The organism is Paracoccus sp. SM22M-07, from assembly GCF_001887735.1.
Taxonomy (GTDB): domain Bacteria; phylum Pseudomonadota; class Alphaproteobacteria; order Rhodobacterales; family Rhodobacteraceae; genus Paracoccus.
Genome location: NZ_JPKW01000009.1, coordinates 135,130 through 152,399, shown reverse-complemented (window position 1 = coordinate 152,399; position 17,270 = coordinate 135,130). Strand labels below are relative to the sequence as shown.

Genomic DNA, 17,270 nt, shown 5'->3' with positions numbered 1-17,270 from the left:
CCGGAGGCTGATTTTCGTTAGTTACGCGGCCAAGGTCTCACTTTCCAGAGCCTCGTAGAAGTTGGCCTCGGCTTCTGCGGGCGGGATGTTCCCGATGGGCTCGAGCAAGCGGCGGTTGTTGAACCAGTCCACCCATTCGAGGGTCGCGTATTCCACGGCCTCAAAGCTGCGCCATGGTCCGCGGCGGTGGATGACCTCGGCCTTGAACAGCCCGTTGATCGTCTCGGCCAGCGCGTTGTCGTAGCTGTCTCCGACGCTGCCCACCGAGGGTTCGATGCCGGCCTCGGCCAGCCGCTCGCTGTAGCGGATGGACAGGTATTGCGAACCCCTGTCGCTGTGGTGGACCAGCCCCGTGCCCTTTCCGGGACGGCGATCATGCACCGCCTGCTCCAGGGCATCGAGCACGAAGCCCGCATGCGCTGAGGTGCTGACGCGCCAGCCGACGATCTTGCGGGCATAGGCGTCGATGACAAAGGCGACATAGACGAACCCCTTCCAGGTGGCGACATAGGTGAAATCTGACACCCACAGCATGTTTGGCGCGGGCATGCGGAATTGCCTGTTCACCTTGTCCAAGGGGCATGGCGCCTTCTTGTCCGGGATCGTCGTTCTGTGCGGCTTGCCGCGGATAATGCCCTGAATACCCATACTCTTCATCAGCCGCGCGACCGTGCAGCGGGCCACATCGAAACCCTCACGGCGAAGCTGCCGCCAGACCTTCCGGACGCCGTAGACCCGCCAGTTCTGCTCGAACACACGCCTTATCTCGGGGCGTAGCGCCTCATCCCTCCGCGCACGGTCCGACCGCCGGGCGGGATCAGCCCGCCTGGCCAGGTGATCGTAATAGGTGGAGGGGGCAATCGGCAGAACGCTGCAGATCGGCTCGACCCCGTGCGCATTCCGATGCGCATCAATAAAGCCCACCATCACTTCGACCGGCGGTCGAGCTCCGCCATCGCAAAATACGCTGACGCCTTGCGAAGGATCTCGTTCGCCTGGCGCAGCTCGCGATTCTCGCGTTCCAGTGCCTTCACGCGGTCGGCCATCTCGGTCGGAATACCCGCCCGCTTGCCGCTATCAACCTCGGCCTTCTTGACCCAATCGTTCAGGGTCTGCGGCGCGCAGCCGATCTTCGCCGAAATCGACATGACCGCCTGCCACCGCGATCCATGCTGCCCCTCATTGTCGAGGACCAGCCGCACAGCGCGCTTGCGCACTTCGGGGGAAAACTTGTTCGTGGTCTTGCTCATGATGCTCCATCCTACTCAGGAGTTGGAGCCTCCGGAAAACCCGGCGCGGTTCACAGTATAGGTGGACGAAAGCGTTCCATCCGCCAGTTCCAAGCTGGGAAAGGCGGACAAAAGAGCAGCGCCGAACTTCGGATGTTTCAGGTAGATCGCGATGCGATAGATGATGCCGTTCTGCCCTGGTGCGCGTCCGGCGCTGTGGATGGCATACTGGTCTCGCCCCACTTCCTGGTTCAGCCAACGATAGATGGCATCGATATCTCTGCCCACGCCACTCCCCGGAGAAACGATGAACAGCCGCACCGGAAAGGCAGCATCATTGATTTTGGATTGGGGAACATTGCGTCTGGTCATGGAGAGAACATATGAAGAACACGCCATGCCCAGTCAAGCGTTGGGTGATTGTCAGATTTGCCCCGCTTCCTCGGCGCTGTTCGGGTTGATCTGATGCCGCGCTATCTTACATCCTCGAGCGCAGCTCAGCATGACGCTATTCAAAGCAGTGCGTCTCGCTGTATCTTTCCCGAATGAGTCGCGCTTCAGCCATCTCAAGCATCATTTTTGCGCAGCTTCGCGTACTGATGGTGCTTGTCTCGGTCATGCTGATCTCAGGTTCGGCGGGGGCATCGAGTGTCCAGCACGACACCCGCAGCGTCCTTTCGAGCCATACCGATCAGGCGGTTCTTTCCACGACAGAGTGGCGCCTCGTTCGGCTACCCGATCTGCGCCTGGCGCCGGAAGGTGCAGGTGGTGGTTGTCTTATCCCTCAGGCTTCATGGCCTGAACCGCCCTGCGACGCCAAGCGCGTAGGCTTCGGCCCGACGGGCAGCGATATCCCGGTGTCGGCGCCGGATCGGCACTGGTCCGCCCGCGCTCCTCCCACGATTGCCTGACGTCATCGGATCTCGCCCTTCCTAAGACGACACCTGTCCTGATGCGGACGAGGTCCATGTATGGCGTGCCCAACCGGCGCGCCTTCTTTAGGCAATCATGGAAATCATCATGCTGAACAATATCGGCCTCCCGGGGCTGCTCCTCATCGTCGTCGTCGCGCTCGTCCTCTTTGGCAAGGGCAAGATAAGCTCCGTCATGGGCGAGGTCGGCTCTGGATTGACCGCCTTCAAGAAAGGTTTGCGCGAGGCGGACCTGCCAGAATCCACCCACGGTTCTGTGGCACCCAACCTCGACGCGCCGTCCCGCACTGACAAGCATTCGGTGGAGACGCGGACATGACAGAGCAGGACAAAACTAGCGCAGGGATCGTGCAAGATGATCGAACCGCAGACATCTTGACCAGCACAACATCAGATCACCCCTCGCAGGTGCGTCAGGTCCTGACCCACTGGATCCTCTTCATCGGTGGTCTCGCAGCTGTTCTTGGGCTCGCGGCTTATCTGACAAACTAACTGCGAAAGAAGGCAGCGGGTAATTTCCACCCCCCGTTGTCGACGGTGTGAAAGCGTCGGCTGCACGGATCGGACCGCAAGGTCCGGTCCCCTGCCGCGACGCGGAGGGGCAATCAAAGGGCCGGCACGGCGGGCGATCCGCTTCGCCATCCCGGTCTGGTTCTTCTGGGTCTGTGGGCTGCCTTAGCGCGCGGCGTTGGCCGTTGCCTGCGCCAGCGCTTCGCTCAGTTTGTCAGGCGCCACGCTACCTAGCTGCTTGATCAGTTCGGCGCGGGCCATGTCCTGCAGGTGCTGGCGGGCGTCCTGCGACCGATCGAGCCCGAAGCGCTTCAGCGCATCGCCGGCGCCTTCATCGACATAGGGCAGCATTGCGCGGGCGGCGGCACTCAGCCGCTGGCCGATCGGCAGGTCGGCCGCCTGGTCAAGCAGCCATTCCAGCCCGAGCCGCGCGGCGCGCTCCATGGCGGTCTGGATGGTGTCGCGGGCCTTGGCGTCCAGCGCCGCGCCGGTCACCCTGGTCACCGCGGCGGCGATGACCCCGGCTACGGCCGAGGCGAAGAGCGTAGCCAGCCAGGCGATGCCTTGGTCGACCAGCTGCGGGATGCTCTCGGTCGCCAAAGCTGCGACGGGGGCGGTCATCAGGGCGGCGGCCAGCGCCGCCAGCGTGGGGGTGATGCGTGTCATCAGGATCTCCATGGGGTCAGAAGGTTTGCAATTCACGGGACACCAGGTCGCGCAGGCGATCGCCCACCGCAGTGGGATCGGCGGGGCCCGGCATGCCCGGCAGCCAGGTGATGTCCCATTTCTGGCGCTGCGCGATGCCGAGGGCGGGCTGGATCTCGGCATGCGACAAGGTCGACCAGCGCGAGACGGGGATGTCGTAATCCCGGCAGAGCCGCGCAGTGATGCGGGCCAGCTGGCAGACCTGCCAGGGCGTGATCGGGGCGCGGCCGGGATCGAAGGGGCGCTCCCGCGCGCCGGCCATGGCGCAGAGCGAGATCCCGATGGCACCGCCATTGGCGTGCAGCGTGTGCGACCGGCCGGCGGTCGGTTCAACCGGCCAGCGTGCGGCGCCCTCGCCGGGGATCAGGCAGTGATAGGCGCGAAGGTCGGTGGCGTTCGGCTGATGATTGCCAGCCGTCCAGTGCCAGTGAATGCGGGTGATGCCGGTCGGATGGGCGAAGGGCCGGCCCCTGGCGGCCTGCGCGGCGCAGGCGGCGGCATGGGCGCCTCGGGTGCGCGGGCCGTCGATGCCATCGATGGGACCGGGCCAGAAGCCCAAGGCGGCGCAGCGCGCCTGGCGCGCGCGGATCTGGTAACTCATGAGGATCTCCGGACATGAAAAAGCCCCGCACGAGGGCGGGGCGAAAAATTGTGGGGTAGTTAACCGGCTGTTAGGTTGGACCTGAGACAAAGCGCATGGTTTTGACCCAATAAACTCATCAACTTACTTAAGCTGAACCTGCTCCCGATCCTCTCATGTCTCCTTCTCATCGCACTTTCAGCATATCGCTGGAGGGCGATGACAGGGCGCCGGCACGACGGCCCTAAAGCCAAACCGGAAGCCCAAGCTTTGCGGTGAGGTTCGCCTGTTCTTTTACGTAAAAGTGCCCCGCATGACGGAGGGTCAAGGGTTGAAGAAGGGGAGCAAGACAGCTTGGGGTGCGCCTTACGCTGGCAGGCGCCACATGATGGGCATGCCAGCGAGGCGACCCTGTGCGGTGAGGGTGTCAGGGTCGCCGCTCACTCCGGGCTGTTCAGCAGCATCTACGCGACGAAGTGTAGCGGCACACGTCCGAAAGGATGAATTGGTTTGGTCGAACTGACGTCAAAAAGAGTCTATGGCTCTGCTATCAGTTGCGTTTTCAGAAAAATTGGCGATTTCGAGAGCCTGTCCATTTGGACAGGGGGCCTTTTCCGAATTTATCGGTATACATAAAAAAGTAATTAGTTCTGGATTTTTACAGTGACTTTTTAAATCACGGTTTCCTGCGTGAGCTTCGTCAGCAACCGCAAGATTGATCGTGATGGTCGACTGTTGCAATGCGTTGCGGCGTGTTTGGTCGGCGAGGACCAAGTCATGCGGAACTTCGAACTGTAGCTCCCAAAGAGCAGTTCGAAGTTCCACATGACCAACTGCATCCCCAATCCGTGACCTGATCACCCCAGCTGCCTGAGCAGCATAAAGGCCACGGCGCGGCCAAGGCAGTCGAACTCAACACTCAGAGAGACGGTGACCCACCTCGGAGCGATCTGGGGCGGGACATCCATGCGCAGGCGCAGAGTCGTCTCATTGCCGCTGACTTGGCGGGCGATGCACCTTATGGAACAGGTTGCGCAAGGAGCCATAGTCTACAGCTGCCCAGTCTCTCGACTATGGATGGGAGTTCTAAAGGCAATGCAACCGAGGGATGATGCATCCAAGTGACAGGTGTGGAATCATTTTCTATCGAATGATTGTCATCGAGAAATTTCCCTCCTTTTCTATGGGTCAAAATATGAGCTCCAAGAATGGGGCCTTGGAGGGACAGGAAAACATGACCATCATCGACGAAAAGATTTTAGAGCTTTTGTTCAAGGACAAAGAAGGCGGTGACGGGAAAGATCAGGCAGTCAATCCGATCACCAAATGGATACTGGCGGCCTTTCCGGCACAGCCCTCTCAGGCCGGCGCCTTTGCGGCAAAAGGTTCGTCCTGATAACCTACCGATACTCTAGTGGTTGTGCTTCGGATCGACAGGCAGGCAATGATCTTAGGCCTGATCACCCCGGCTTTCTCAACAGCATGAACGCCACCGGCCTCGTGGCGTCATAGACGGCGCGGCCGGCGCAATCGAACTCGAGGCTCAGGTATACGGTGACCCGCCCCGGGGCGACCTGGGGCGGGACGTCCATGCGCAGGCGCAGGGGTGTTTCGTTGCTGCCGACCTGGCGGGCGGGCTTCTGCGCGGGCCCGGCGCTGGCGATGTTGGCCTCGTCGGTGAAGATCGCGGTGCGGCTGATCAGCGTGCAGGCGGCGCCGGTGCGGGTGCGGCGCACCACCAGGCTCAGGGTGATCGGATCGCCCTGGTAGACGGGCTCGCGGACATAGCTGAGCCCCGCCACCTCCTGGATGACCCGGTCCTCGCCCGTGGCCCGCATCACGTCCTGCGAGAGCTGATCGAGCTTATCCGAGATCTCGGCCAGCCGGTCCGGCCCGTGCCAGATCAGCGTCAGCCGGTCGCGCAAGGGCGAGAGCAGGTAGACCAGCGACATCGCCACGCCCGCGAAGATGACCCGGGTGATCCATTTCTGCGCCTCCTCCAGAATGAAGCGCGGCAGCGGCGGCTTCTCGGCCATCACGCACCCACCCAGGCCTTGGCGTTCGCCAGGTGCTGGCCCGCCAGCGCCGCGCGCCAGACGCCGAACTTGCCATAGCGCAGGAAGCTGTCCGGCGCGGCGCTGGTGGTCTGCGCGCCGATCACCAGCGAGACCAGGGCATAGCTTGCCGCGGTGCCGGTCCAGGTCACCGATTGCCCGCCCGTGTGCAGGGTGATGGTGGTGCCATCGACCACGTAGACGACGCCCAGGGGCACGGGCGGCGAGACGATGTCGCGCAGCGCCGAGGCGTCCCCGAACCGGGTGCGCAGCGTCGAGGGCTGCCAGAAGGCCCGGGCATAGACCCCGTTGCCGCTGCCCGCGAAGATGGTCTGCATGGCCGCGTCGCTGCGGCTGGCAAAGCGCGTGGCGATGGTGAAGGCGGGCACGGTGCCGAGGCCCGGCAGCTCCATGCGGGAACTTCCCCCCATGGACACCCGGCCATCGCTGTCGATGGTCGGCCGGGCCCCGGCATCGGCCTGGACCCACGCGCTGGTCAGCCCCCCGCGCGAGGCCCATTCCGCCACCCCGCCGCCCGAGATGGTCAGGCTGGCGGGCGTGGTGTCGAAGATCCCGAAGACCCCGGGCGCGGCCATCAGCGCCGGCAGGGCATCGACGAAGGCCCCCAGGGTGGCGGCGGCGGGCAATGTCGCATTCAGCGTGATCGGCATGGTGGCATTCCTCAGATGGCGGCGTCAAAGCCGATGGCAAAACGGTGGACCCCCTCGCCGGGGAAGAAGAGCGAGGGCGCGCTGAAGGTGTCGCGCAGAGCGCCGTTGCCGAAGGGGCGCCCGGCCAGAAGCGCGGGATCGGTGGATTGCGGCGCCCGCCAGGCATAGCGCAGCCGCATGTCGCTGCCCGAAGGCGCCTCCGACAGGGTGACGGTGATCCGGCGCGGACCTGTCTGGGCGACGCTCTCGATCACCGCGCCATTGGCTATCCCCCAGAGGCTGAAGCCCCGGACGCTCTCATGGGTGGGAAAGGCGAAGTCGTCGAAGGCCAGCGGCAGGGCCGAGGTCCAGTCGAGGACGATCACCCGGCCGGACCGCGACACGCCCGAGAGGCGCGGCGCCTGCCAGCCCTGGCCCAGCTCGGTCGCGGCGATGGCCTCGCCCAGCAGCGCGCCGAAGCGCAGCTGCCCCTCGCCATGCATGTGGACCCCGTCGAGCAGCGCATAGGGATAGCGCGGCCCGACATGGACCACCTCGCCCGGGCGGGCATCGGCGACCGATCCCAGGGCGTTGCGGACCGGAAAGGCATTGCCGAGATCCGACCAGCCGGCCAGCTCGTCCAGCATCCAGGTGATCGCCATGGCGGGATGGACAGCGCGGATGCGGGCGGCGAAGGCGTCGATCAGCGCGTTCAGATGCGCGGCATAGGTGGCGGCCGGGGTGTCCTTGTCGTTCTCCTGGTGGGTGAAGGGGACATAGATCCGGTCGACCGGTGCGCCGTCATCCGCGGCCACCGCCAGGATCTTCAGCGCCGTGGCCACGAGGTTCAGGAAGTTCTGCGAGAGCGTCGTGCCATCCGCCTCGTAGAGGATGCCGTTCGCGGCGACCATCGCCCGCGAGGGACGCCCTTCGGCCCGCACGATCATCCGGACCGGCTCGGACAGGCGGGCGGCGACCACCATCGCCGCGGGGACCGCGATCGAGGCCTTGCCGCTGGCCAAAAGATCGGTGGGGCGAAAGCCGGTCAGCCCGGTCAGATTGACGGGCTGCTCGTTGTTGTTGTTCGGCCCGTATTGCCACCGGCCGTCATTGGGGACCACGACATGGGCGGGCCAGCGGTCGGCCACGCCCGGGGGCTGACCGACGGTCCCGGCATTCGACTGGCCGTAATGCAGCACCAGGATCGATCGGGTCGCGGCCACCTCGGGGGCGCCGGCATTGCCCACCCGGTAGAGCCCGGCCCGGGGACCGAGCGCCCCGTGGGCAAAGACCGCCCGGCCCGTGGCATCGGTCCCCGCCAGCATCGCGCCCGGGGCGACCCCGGCAAAGCGGCCGGCCTCCATCAGCCGGGCGACCATGCGCCCCGACGGCGTCATGTCCAGCCCGTCGGGCCGGATGCCGATGACCAGCTGGTCGGCGGCATCGAGGACCAGGGCATCGCCCTCGAAGCCCTGCGCCACGTCGAAGGCCGGGGGCGGACCGCCGGTCCCGCCCATCTTCTCCTTCAGCTTGCGCGAGGGCACGAAGTCCAGCCCGTCCTCCTCGGCGACCAGCACCTTCATGCCGCCCGCCTCGATGATCACGCGCCCGCCGCCGATATCCTCGGGGGCCGATCGCAGCTCCGCGAGGGCGCCCGCGACGAAGGCGCGATCGACCTCCGAGGTGACGATCCGCCAGCGCCCGGCCACCTTGACGGCCCGGTAGAGCGGCCCCGGCACCAGTGCGCCGGCAGGCAGCGCGCCGTCGCGATGGTCGCGGATCGGCACCGGGCCCTGGCCGTCGATGTTCAGCGTTGGCGCGCCGGTGGTGTTGGCGGCGGGCACGGTGAAGATCACCTCGCGGATATTGGCGGCGGCGATGCCGATGGCCGAGAGCGTGCCGGGCATGGCGGCGGTGATCGCATCGCCCGTGCCGGCGATGCCCTCCAGCATCACCGAGCCCATCTGCGCATCCCCGGTGATGCGGGCCAGCCGCGCGGCGGCGAGATCGGGCTGGGCGACGTCGCCGATCACCCGCAGCTGGTTGCCCCGCCGGCGCAGGGTATAGGGGCGCCCCGGGGCGAAGCCCCGCGCCGGCCAGGTCCCGCCATCGGCATTGCGGATGGCGTAGCCGACCCCGCCGATGGTGCCGGTGGGATTGTCGGCCATGTTGGGCAGCGCCGGGATGTATTCGACCATCCCGTCGGCGCCAAGCGCGGTGATGCCCATGGCGGTGAAGGCCGGACCCAGCTCGGCCGTCCAGGCATCGCCCGTGCCGCCGATCCCCGCCAGGGGCATCAGGGCGCCCGAGGCGACCGCACCCCGCGTGTCGCTGCTCTGCCAGGCGCGCTCCCACCACTGGCCCGCCTTGTCCTCTTGATGGATGGGTTCCGCAGGGTTCGGTGCCCCGCCGTCCAGGCGCAGCCAGATCGCCACCTGCGCCGGGCCGCGATGGATCACCGTGGTGGTGCCGGTCGGAAAGGTGGTGCCCGCGAAGCTGCCATTGGCGGTGCTGGCGATGCGGCGGGTGGCCAGATCGGCGGCCAGCGCATCGAGGAGCGAGCGCGCCGGGTAGCGGTCGACCACGCCCCACCGCGGCTGCGTGGCAAAGAGCGGGTCGTCGCCGGTCTGACCCTGGCCGCGCAGGACCAGGTCGTCGCCCTCGACGGTGAAGATCCGCCCGATAGCCGGGACCAGCTTCTCCTGCCCGGCCGAGACCGCCGAGGCGCGGTCGAAGAACAGCTTGCCGCTGTCCTGGATCTCCGCCTTGCCCTCGATCGCCGAGACGAGGTCGTTCAGCAGGTCGCGCATCGGTCCCTTGCCGACGGGCGCATTGTCGCTCACCACGGTCCCGACGGGCCGCGTCAAATTCATTGCCATGGGGGGATCCTCAGTAGGTGCCGATATCGACGGGGGCGGAGCTGACGCCCGAGCCGTTGCCCGAGCGCAGCCAGTATCGTTGCGGGGTGTCGCCAAGCGCGACGGAGGCCTCGACGCTCGAGGCGAGATCGTAGCACCAGCGGATGAAGCTGGCCCCGGCAAAGCTGCCGGTGCCGCGCCAGATCCCGGTCTGCTTGTAGTTGGCGCCCAGATCGGGCCGGAAGGTGATCTCCAGGCGGTTGCCGCTCACGGTGGCTGCGACCAGCTCGGGCGGGTCCGGGGGCGTCTCATCGGCGATGACCCCGATGCCGGTGACCTCGGTCCAGGGACTGAACCGGGTGACATCGCGGCCCTGCTGCCAGTTCAGCGCCGAGAGCCCCGACAGGAACCGACGGGCGCGAAGGTCATAGGCGCGTCCATCGGCGAGATCGGGCGTGCGGAAATAGGCGTTGTCCTGGTTGACTTCGGCATTGGACCAGGGCCCGTCCGGCGAGAGGCGGAACTGCATGCCGACCAGCTGCCCCTCGACGGGCGCGATGACCCCCGAGAGATAGAGCGTGTCGCCGGCCGCGTTCAGCGTGATCTCCTCGATCACCGGCGCCGGGATCGGCTGGCGGCCATTGACCGAGCGTTCCGGCGCGGCCGGCATCGCGCCTTCCTCGAAGGCCGCCCAGCCATAGGTCGCGGCCTCGTCGCTCTCCAGCTCGATCTTCACCACCCCGTCCGAGGCCGCAAGGTCCAGCGACAGGCCGGTGATCCGGCCCGCCACCACCTCCAGCCCCCGGTCGGGGCGGTGCAGAAGCACCCGCTCCTCGCCCAAGAGCCGCAGGCCCCAGAAGCGCAGCGCCATGCTGGCGGTGATGCGGGGGTTCTCGCGCGCGGCGGCGATCTTGGCCAAGGCCCGCGCCTGCCCGTGATGCTGGACCCAGGGCAGCGACAGCTCGCGCGGGCGCGGCTCGCCGAAGCGGGCGATGGCGCGGGCATCCTCCCATGGATCGGCGGTGGTGGCGGTGTAGTCGAGCGAGGGCTCGATGTAATCGGGCACCAGCGTGGTGATCCGGTCGAGCTTCGCCCGACCCGGGCCGCAATCGAGGCTGACGATCTTGCTCTCGTCGATGATGGCGGTGGGGGCGCGCCACTTGGCGACCCGCACCCCGATCCGCCCGTCCTGCGCCAGGTACAGCTCGCCGCCGACGCTTTCCAGGATCCGCAGGGCGACATCCTTGACCGGCTCGTTCAGCGCGTAGCTGCCGCCACCCTCGTAGCGCGGGCGCGGTCCGGCCATGCCGGGCAGCGCGTCGTTGCAATCCGCGATGGCCGCGAACCAGGATGGCAGGTCGAACTCGGCGATGGGGATCGCCCCGGTGCCGGCATCCGAGAGGTAATGCAGCAGGTGGCGGATCGGGTTGGTGGTGAAGCTGGCATTGCCGGTGGCGGGCTCATGGCAGGGCGTGCCGCGGATCACCGCGCTGATCTCGGGCGGGCGGCCGCCCGGATAGGTGTCGTTGATCTCCTCGGGCTTCACGGCATCGAACGTGCCGAGGATGGTGGCCACCCCCTCCAGCCGGTGGCGCTCGGCCGTCCAGCGGGTCGGGAAGGCCGCGTGCAGCTCGGGCCAGTCGCCCCCCGCCGCCTCGGGCGGCAGGCCGCGGCGCAGCTGCAGCCGGACCTTGCCGCCATCCCAGGGGGCCGTCGTCACGAAGCCATCACCATCGACCGCGACGGGCTTGCCGTCCAGGTACCAGCGCTCCACCCCCGAGATGCCACCGGTGGCGATGGCCAGCAGCACATAGGCGCGGCGCTTGCCGCGCGGGATGGTCAGCCCGAGGATCTCGATGGGATCCTCGAAGACCTTGTAGTCGGAGAAGACCAGCGTGCCGCTGGTCCGGACCCGCCCGAAATGCTGCATCCGGTCCGCGGAGCCCGAGCGGATCTGGGTCTGCAGGTCGCGGGGCTTGGGACCTTTCGGGCGGTTCAGCCGCGCCTGCAGCGCGCCGATGCCGACATTGATGGCGGTGCTGATCAGGATCTTGCCGACCGCCGTCCTGGCGATGGCGATCACGACCGGAATGGCTTGCGGCATGGTTCTCCCCAGGAGATGACGGGTGGCGCGGGGGCTTCGCCCAAGCCCCGCAGGGTGCGGAACGCCCATCGGGGCCCCGTGCGGATGGCGGCCACCTGGCGCCCGCCGATCTCGATGATGCCGACATCGCCGGGGCGCGGGTCGCGGGTTTCCCGCAGCGGCGTCATGCAGGGCGCGATGGTGCGGGCCAGCCCCGCGGCGATCAGCCGCTCGGCGCCGGCCCGGTCGTCATAGCGCCCGCGAAACCCCGCCGCCGGGTCGAAGCCGAAGCGCAGCAGGCACCAGTCCGCCACCCAGATCGTGCAGTCGCTTCGCCCCCAGACCCAGGGCAGCGTCGTCGCGCAGGTCAGGTAGGCGGAGAGATCTGCGGACATGGCGGGGGCCTCGGAACGGCAAAAGCCCGGACCAAACGGGCCGGGCTGATGAAAGCTTCACGTGAGTACGAACAGCGATCTTGGATCAGGAGCGGTGACACACTTTGCAAATCGCCAAATCAAGCATCTCGACGTTCTGCCAAATCCTGATCTTTACAGCCTTCCGTTAAGAAGCACGCCGCCTGATGTCAGGCGGCGTGTTGACGTCTGTTCAGTGCCGCGCCGCATCAAAATCGAGCGGCTCCGGCTTCTTCCCACGGGTTTTGATCACCGATATGACCACGCCGATGGTCAAAATCGTGAAGGTGATGCCCAAGGACCATGCGGGCGGGAACTTCTCCCATCCCATCAGGTCGGCGATGAAGATCTTCGATCCGATGAAAACCAGCAGGATCGACAGCGCATACTTCAAATATGCAAAGCGATGCAGGATGGCGGCCAAGGCAAAGTACAAAGCCCTGAGGCCCAGAATTGCAAAGATGTTCGACGTGTAGACGATGTAGGGATCGGTCGTGATGGTGAAGACGGCCGGCACGGAGTCGACGGCAAAGACCAGATCCGCCACTTCGATCACGATCAGTGCCAACAGAAGGGGCGTGGCGAAACGAACCACCTTGCCCGTTTCTGGGTCTGGCTTCCTGACAACGAAGTCATGCCCGTGCAGTTCATCGGTCACGCGCATGCGTCTGCGTAGGAAAGCCAAAAGTTTGTTGTCAGCCATGTCGTGGGGCTGATCTCCGGCAAACAGCATCTTGATGCCGGTAAAGATCAGGAAGGCAGCAAAGATGTACAGCACCCAGTGATAGTGCTCGACGATGGTTGCTCCCAAGCCGATCATGATGCCCCGCAGCAGGATCACCCCCAGAATGCCCCAGAACAACACGCGGTGCTGATACTGGCGAGGAATTGCGAAGAAACTGAAGATCAGCGCGATGACGAAGATATTGTCCATCGCCAAAGTCTTCTCGACAATGAATGCGGTGAGATACTGCGCAGTCGCTTCACCACCCATCTGCCAGTAGATGAAGCCTGAAAAAGCCAGGCCCAAGGTGATGTACATCGCCGAAAGCTTCAGGCTTTCCGCGATCCCGATCTCATGATCGGTTTTGTTGAGCACGCCGAGGTCGAAAACCAGCAGCATGATCACCAGGCCCATGAAGAGAAGCCACATCCAAAGCGGCTTGCCCAAGAAAGCGATAAGAAGAAATTCCACGATGCCCTCGCGTATGTTGCCATCGTGCTGAGCGAGGGGATTGAGGCCGCCGTCGCACCGAGCACGCTCGATGCGGTCCGACATCGCGCCAGATCAGTTTGATCATGACGCCAGAGGGGCCCGGTCCCGCAGTAGAACGACATAGTCCGGGGCAGAGAGAAAGCAAGAAATATCCGCTCTGAGAGGTCATGTTTTCGGGGCCAGTTGCAAAGATGGCGGCAACAGATCCCCGCCGTGCCCCCTGAGGCTCTAAGCAGCTATTTCCCTTATTGCTGCAACCACCCGGTGAACTCTGCGCCGCTGGTCTCGTAGAGGGCGACGTATTCGCAGCCGCGATCGCCGGGGGTGCGCATCTGCTGGTCGCGATCGGTGTATTTGCCGAGGAAGGTGGCGTTGCGGTCGCGGAAGGGTCCCTCGGCGGTGATGGCGAAGTAATCGTCGGTCTCGGTCTCGGGGCGGCGGATGTCCGAGATCCGGCCGCGGTGGATATGGATGGCCGGCCCCACGGCCGCGCCCTCGACGAAGAGCAAGAGCCGCTGGTGGATCACCGCGTCGCGCCATTCCGCCTCGTCGTTCATATGCGCCAGCGACAGCTCGCGGCTGACCGCGCCGAAGCGGTACTTGGCGGGATGGGCGTCCATCACCCCCGAGGCGCGGATCCCCGAGGCCTCGATGACCCCGTGGGCGGCCAGCCAGGTGTGGGTGCCGTCATGCCAGGGCGTGCTGCCCTCGATCAGCCGCAGCGTGCCGGAGGCAAAGCCGATCTCGAAGCTGCGCCGCGCCTCGATGGCGTCGCGGTTGGCCTCGAGGAAGGCGATCTGCGCGGGCGTGAAGCTCACCGGTCGAACTCCTCGATGAAGGTCAGCGTCACCGGCTCGCCCCAGGACAGGAGGTCGCGGGCCCGCTCGCCCTCGCCATCGGTGGCGAACTTCGCATAGGCCACCGGCGGATCGGTCTCCAAGGTCGTGCCGGCCGGGATGGCGGCGCGCAGCGGCGGCTCGACCTTGACCCAGCCCCCGGCATTGCGTCGCACCACCCGGTAGACGAAGCCCTCGAAGCTGAAGAGATCGCCGACCCGGAAGGAGGGGCGCGCCGGATCGCTCAGCGCCACGCTCAGCTCGGATGCGCCCGCGGCCGCGTCGGATATGGTGATCATCGGCTCGACGCTGCGGCCATCGGTGAAGCCCGTGGTATCGGCGAACCAGGTCTGGTCCTGCCAGCGCTCCTGCGCGGGGCTCAGTGCCGCGTCATAGGCGAAGCGGTCGTGGAGCGGGATCACGGCGGTGTTGAGCCGGCCGCGCATCTCCGAGACCAGCGCCTCGAAGCGCTTCAGCCGGTCGCTGTCGGGTTCGATGATCAGGCCGAAGCGGAACCGCCAGGCCCCGGTGCCGCTGGAGATCACCTGTTCATGCCCCGAGAGCCCGCGCCCGGCGCTGCGGCTGGTCCAGTCGATGTGATAGCTGGTCATCGACATGCGGAACTGCTCGGCGGGCCAGTCGATCAGCGCCATCACATCCGCTCCTCTTCATATTGGCGGATCTCCGAGACCCGCCCCGGCAGCTCGGCGCTGGCGAAGCGCTCGACCCGGACATTCGCCGCCCGGTCCGCGCCGCGCATGATCCGCGCATCGAGATCGTCGGAGAGCTGCAGCCGGACAAGGAGTTCACCGTTCCCGGCGCCGTCCGCCATGCGCCTGGAGATGTCATGGGGATAGACCCGGGATCCGCGCGGCAGATCGACGATCTCGCCGCCCAGCTCGTTGATGCGGGCCAGCCCGCCCGGGGCGAAGTTCGTGCCGGTGGCGAAGGCGGGGATGGCATTCAGGCCAGCGCCCTGCAGCGCCCCGGCCAGGGGATCGACCGCGCCGAAGAGACCGCCGATGATGCCCTGCAGCCCGCTCGACATCAGGCGGGATGCCATGTCGTCCAGAAGGCGCAGGAAAGACGTCCGAACGTTCTCGAAGACATCCGAGAGGCTCCGGGCGTTGTCGGTGATGCCTGCGAAGTGGCTCCTGAAGCGTTCGGCCATGCTGCCGCCGAGCCGGTCGCTGGCCGTCTCGACCAGTGCCTGGCCGTTACCGATGCCGATCCCCAGGCCCTGGCTCATGTACTGGCCGATCTCGATCATGGCGCGAGCGGGCGAGTTGATGCCCTGGCGCTTGCGGAACCCGGTGTCGTAATCCTCGGCGTCACGGTAGCCCTGGTCCTCCATCCCCGAGGTGCCGACCGCCAGCCCGTCCGCCATGTGGCCGCCGGCGGTGGGCAGGATCAGCCCGGCATCGCCCGGATCGCCCGAGGGGTCGTAGCCGCTGCTGATCGCCCCGTCGCGGCTGGCATTCAGGCGGGCCCAGGCCGAGGTCAGCTTGGTGACGACCGGCTCGATCTTCTCCCAGGCCGCGGTGAAGGCCCCGGCAATGCCGTCCAGCACGGTGTCGAACATGGCCTTGACCCGCTCCCAGCCCTTCACGATCTCATCGGTCATGCCCAGCTTGTCGGTGACGGGGCGGATCACCTCTTCCCAGGCATAGGTGATCGCGGCGGTGATCCCGTTCCAGAGCCCCGACCAGAAGGCGGTGATGCCCTCCCAGGCATTCCGGAAGCCCTGGACCACCAGCGCCATGTCCCCGGTGACGATCCCCTGCAGGACCTGGACCAGACCGGTAAAGTGCTGGCCGATGGCCATGGCGAGGTCCTTGAACCACGGCCCGACGCTCTCCCAGTTCTGATAGAGCGCCAGCCCGGCCGCAGCGATGGCGGCGGCGGCCAGCGCGAAGGGCGCCGACATCGCCCCCACCAGCCCGATCAGCGGGCCGAGCCCGGTCAGCAGCAGCCCGATCCCCACGAGGAGCGGCCCGAGCGCGATGGCCAGCGCCCCGAAGACCGTGCCCATCTTCAGCATCTCGGGATTGGTGTCCTTCAGGCGCAGCACCAGCTCGGTCAGCTGGCGCGCCAGATCGGTGGCAAACTCGAGGATGCCGCTTTTGGCCACTGCGATCATCAGCGCCTCGAGGGCGGAGGCGAGCTTCGCCATCTCGCCGTTCAGGCCCTTCATCCGCGCCTCGGCCTGTTCCTCGGCCGATGCTTCGGCGATGGTGGCCTTCAGCCGCTCGATCCCCGCCGCGCCCTGGTCGGCAAGGCCGATGGCGGTGCGCAACGCGTCGGTGCCGAAGATGGTGCTCAGCGCATCGTTGCGCGCCTCGTCGGAAAGGCCCGCCAGCCCGTCCTGCAGTTCCTGGGCGACCTCGGCCATGGACTTCATCGAGCCGTCGGCCTCGAAGAACTCGAGGCCCAGATCACGCATGGCGGCGGCAGCCGGGGCCGAGGCCGGGACCAGCCGCTGCAGGAAGGTCTTGTAGGCCGTGCCGGCATCCGAGCCGCTGGCGAAGAGCTGCGAGGCCCCGGCGATGGCGGCATTGAAGTCCTCGAAGCCCACGCCGAGCCCGCCGGCCACGCCGCCTGCCTGGGCGATGGCCAGCCGGTACTCCTCGAAGCCGAACTTGGAGCTGAGCATCGCCCCGGTCATGGTATCGACGAGACCGGTCAGATCGCCGGCCTCCTTGCCGAACTGCAGCATCACGTCGGTGGCCAGATCCCCGGAGCTGGCGAGACCCGCGCCCGACGAGGCCGCCAGCAACATCGAGCCTTGCAGAGCGCCGCCCATGATCTGCGAGGCATCGAGCCCGTTCCTGGCCAGCACCTCGATCGCCTCGGCGGCCTGCGAGGCCTTGAAGCGCGTGGTCTCGCCCATCTCCAAGGCCGCCGCCTCCAGTGCCGCCATCTCGGCGGTGCCGGCCCCGGTCGCCGCCTGGACCCGGTTCATCGAGGCCTCGAAGTCGCCGGCCACCTTGAGGGAGAGGCCACCGATCCCCGCCAGCGGCACGGAGACCGCCGCCGACATCTGCCGGCCGACCTGCTGCATGCTGCGCCCGACGCCGCGCAGCGTCGAGGCGGCGTTGCTCATGCCCTGCTGGAAGGCGGTTGCATCGAGGCCGAGGACGGCATGCAGGTGACCGATGACGGTGGACATCAGACGAATCCTTGAACTTGATCGACAAAGCTCCA

At 66.5% G+C, this 17,270-nt stretch carries 16 protein-coding genes and 1 other annotated feature; of the genes, 2 read left to right on the top strand and 14 right to left on the bottom strand.

From position 1 onward, the window contains the following. Nucleotides 1–21 precede the first annotated feature (21 nt). Nucleotides 22–1,250, bottom strand: a protein-coding gene (locus IE00_RS13780) for an IS3 family transposase (protein ID WP_139291446.1) whose coding sequence is annotated in 2 segments (ribosomal slippage) — nt 22–962 and nt 962–1,250 — 1,230 coding nt in all. Because the reading frame shifts where the segments join, the coding sequence is not laid out codon by codon here. Further along, nucleotides 853–969, bottom strand: a sequence feature (AL1L pseudoknot). Its footprint overlaps the gene before it by 117 nt. 15 nt (nt 1,251–1,265) lie before the next feature. Beyond that, nucleotides 1,266–1,601: a hypothetical protein gene (locus IE00_RS13770; RefSeq protein ID WP_072297770.1), complete on the bottom strand. Its 336-nt coding sequence runs from the start codon at nt 1,599–1,601 to the stop codon at nt 1,266–1,268. Nucleotides 1,602–2,249: 648 nt separating this feature from the next. On the opposite strand from IE00_RS13770, the gene IE00_RS13765 reads away from it, so the two are divergent. Further along, on the top strand, nt 2,250–2,480 hold the full coding sequence (locus IE00_RS13765; protein WP_072297799.1) for a twin-arginine translocase TatA/TatE family subunit: 231 nt from the start codon (nt 2,250–2,252) through the stop codon (nt 2,478–2,480). A 356-nt stretch (nt 2,481–2,836) separates the two neighbouring features. Here the strand turns inward: IE00_RS13765 and IE00_RS13760 are convergent, their stop codons facing one another. The 3 genes from IE00_RS13760 to IE00_RS20180 form a co-directional block, all read right to left on the bottom strand. Further along, complete coding sequence (locus IE00_RS13760; RefSeq protein ID WP_072297769.1) at nt 2,837–3,349, bottom strand: hypothetical protein; 513 nt, start codon at nt 3,347–3,349, stop codon at nt 2,837–2,839. Nucleotides 3,350–3,353: 4 nt separating this feature from the next. Continuing rightward, nucleotides 3,354–3,977, bottom strand: a complete 624-nt coding sequence (locus tag IE00_RS13755) for an N-acetylmuramoyl-L-alanine amidase (protein ID WP_072297768.1) — start codon at nt 3,975–3,977, stop codon at nt 3,354–3,356. A 504-nt stretch (nt 3,978–4,481) separates the two neighbouring features. Further along, nucleotides 4,482–4,730 carry a hypothetical protein gene (locus IE00_RS20180; protein WP_170864158.1) on the bottom strand — a complete coding sequence of 83 codons (249 nt, stop codon included), beginning with the start codon at nt 4,728–4,730 and terminating at the stop codon, nt 4,482–4,484. 460 nt (nt 4,731–5,190) lie between these two features. On the opposite strand from IE00_RS20180, the gene IE00_RS20175 reads away from it, so the two are divergent. Next, entirely contained in the window at nt 5,191–5,352 is a 162-nt protein-coding gene (locus IE00_RS20175) for a hypothetical protein (RefSeq protein WP_170864157.1), read from the top strand. Between the two features lie 64 nt (nt 5,353–5,416). Here IE00_RS20175 and IE00_RS13745 read toward each other — a convergent pair whose 3' ends face one another. The 9 genes from IE00_RS13745 to IE00_RS13705 form a co-directional block, all read right to left on the bottom strand. Then, nucleotides 5,417–5,992 carry a hypothetical protein gene (locus IE00_RS13745; RefSeq protein ID WP_072297766.1) on the bottom strand — a complete coding sequence of 192 codons (576 nt, stop codon included), beginning with the start codon at nt 5,990–5,992 and terminating at the stop codon, nt 5,417–5,419. Further along, complete coding sequence (locus tag IE00_RS13740; protein WP_072297765.1) at nt 5,992–6,681, bottom strand: hypothetical protein; 690 nt, start codon at nt 6,679–6,681, stop codon at nt 5,992–5,994. Before IE00_RS13740 ends, IE00_RS13745 begins: the two co-directional genes overlap by 1 nt. 11 nt (nt 6,682–6,692) lie before the next feature. Next, nucleotides 6,693–9,539 carry a hypothetical protein gene (locus tag IE00_RS20170; RefSeq protein ID WP_072297764.1) on the bottom strand — a complete coding sequence of 949 codons (2,847 nt, stop codon included), beginning with the start codon at nt 9,537–9,539 and terminating at the stop codon, nt 6,693–6,695. Between the two features lie 10 nt (nt 9,540–9,549). After that, nucleotides 9,550–11,622: a hypothetical protein gene (locus tag IE00_RS13730; protein WP_139291445.1), complete on the bottom strand. Its 2,073-nt coding sequence runs from the start codon at nt 11,620–11,622 to the stop codon at nt 9,550–9,552. Further along, on the bottom strand, nt 11,598–11,996 hold the full coding sequence (locus IE00_RS13725) for a hypothetical protein (RefSeq protein WP_072297762.1): 399 nt from the start codon (nt 11,994–11,996) through the stop codon (nt 11,598–11,600). Before IE00_RS13725 ends, IE00_RS13730 begins: the two co-directional genes overlap by 25 nt. A gap of 211 nt (nt 11,997–12,207) precedes the next feature. Then, a complete protein-coding gene (locus IE00_RS13720) occupies nt 12,208–13,293 on the bottom strand; it encodes a TerC family protein (RefSeq protein ID WP_240493902.1) in 1,086 nt (361 codons plus the stop codon). 182 nt (nt 13,294–13,475) lie between these two features. Then, nucleotides 13,476–14,048, bottom strand: a complete 573-nt coding sequence (locus IE00_RS13715) for a hypothetical protein (RefSeq protein WP_072297761.1) — start codon at nt 14,046–14,048, stop codon at nt 13,476–13,478. Beyond that, the gene (locus IE00_RS13710) at nt 14,045–14,719 is read right to left on the bottom strand and encodes a hypothetical protein (protein ID WP_072297760.1); all 675 of its coding nucleotides are present in this window, start codon (nt 14,717–14,719) and stop codon (nt 14,045–14,047) included. Before IE00_RS13710 ends, IE00_RS13715 begins: the two co-directional genes overlap by 4 nt. After that, nucleotides 14,719–17,235 (bottom strand): phage tail tape measure protein, encoded by a 2,517-nt coding sequence (locus IE00_RS13705; protein WP_072297759.1) that lies wholly within the window; start codon nt 17,233–17,235, stop codon nt 14,719–14,721. Before IE00_RS13705 ends, IE00_RS13710 begins: the two co-directional genes overlap by 1 nt. Nucleotides 17,236–17,270: the final 35 nt, after the last annotated feature.

What these genes read in the sequence shown, in the direction of transcription:
- IE00_RS13760 (WP_072297769.1), bottom strand. Translation starts at nt 3,349, where the DNA reads ATGGAGATCCTGATGACACGCATCACCCCCACGCTGGCGGCGCTGGCC.
- IE00_RS13740 (WP_072297765.1), bottom strand. Translation starts at nt 6,681, where the DNA reads ATGCCGATCACGCTGAATGCGACATTGCCCGCCGCCGCCACCCTGGGG.
- IE00_RS13720 (WP_240493902.1), bottom strand. Translation starts at nt 13,293, where the DNA reads ATGTCGGACCGCATCGAGCGTGCTCGGTGCGACGGCGGCCTCAATCCC.
- IE00_RS13745 (WP_072297766.1), bottom strand. Translation starts at nt 5,992, where the DNA reads ATGGCCGAGAAGCCGCCGCTGCCGCGCTTCATTCTGGAGGAGGCGCAG.
- IE00_RS13705 (WP_072297759.1), bottom strand. Translation starts at nt 17,235, where the DNA reads ATGTCCACCGTCATCGGTCACCTGCATGCCGTCCTCGGCCTCGATGCA.
- IE00_RS20170 (WP_072297764.1), bottom strand. Translation starts at nt 9,539, where the DNA reads ATGGCAATGAATTTGACGCGGCCCGTCGGGACCGTGGTGAGCGACAAT.
- IE00_RS13725 (WP_072297762.1), bottom strand. Translation starts at nt 11,996, where the DNA reads ATGTCCGCAGATCTCTCCGCCTACCTGACCTGCGCGACGACGCTGCCC.
- IE00_RS20175 (WP_170864157.1), top strand. Translation starts at nt 5,191, where the DNA reads ATGACCATCATCGACGAAAAGATTTTAGAGCTTTTGTTCAAGGACAAA.
- IE00_RS13710 (WP_072297760.1), bottom strand. Translation starts at nt 14,719, where the DNA reads ATGGCGCTGATCGACTGGCCCGCCGAGCAGTTCCGCATGTCGATGACC.
- IE00_RS13730 (WP_139291445.1), bottom strand. Translation starts at nt 11,622, where the DNA reads ATGCCGCAAGCCATTCCGGTCGTGATCGCCATCGCCAGGACGGCGGTC.
- IE00_RS13755 (WP_072297768.1), bottom strand. Translation starts at nt 3,977, where the DNA reads ATGAGTTACCAGATCCGCGCGCGCCAGGCGCGCTGCGCCGCCTTGGGC.
- IE00_RS13770 (WP_072297770.1), bottom strand. Translation starts at nt 1,601, where the DNA reads ATGACCAGACGCAATGTTCCCCAATCCAAAATCAATGATGCTGCCTTT.
- IE00_RS13765 (WP_072297799.1), top strand. Translation starts at nt 2,250, where the DNA reads ATGCTGAACAATATCGGCCTCCCGGGGCTGCTCCTCATCGTCGTCGTC.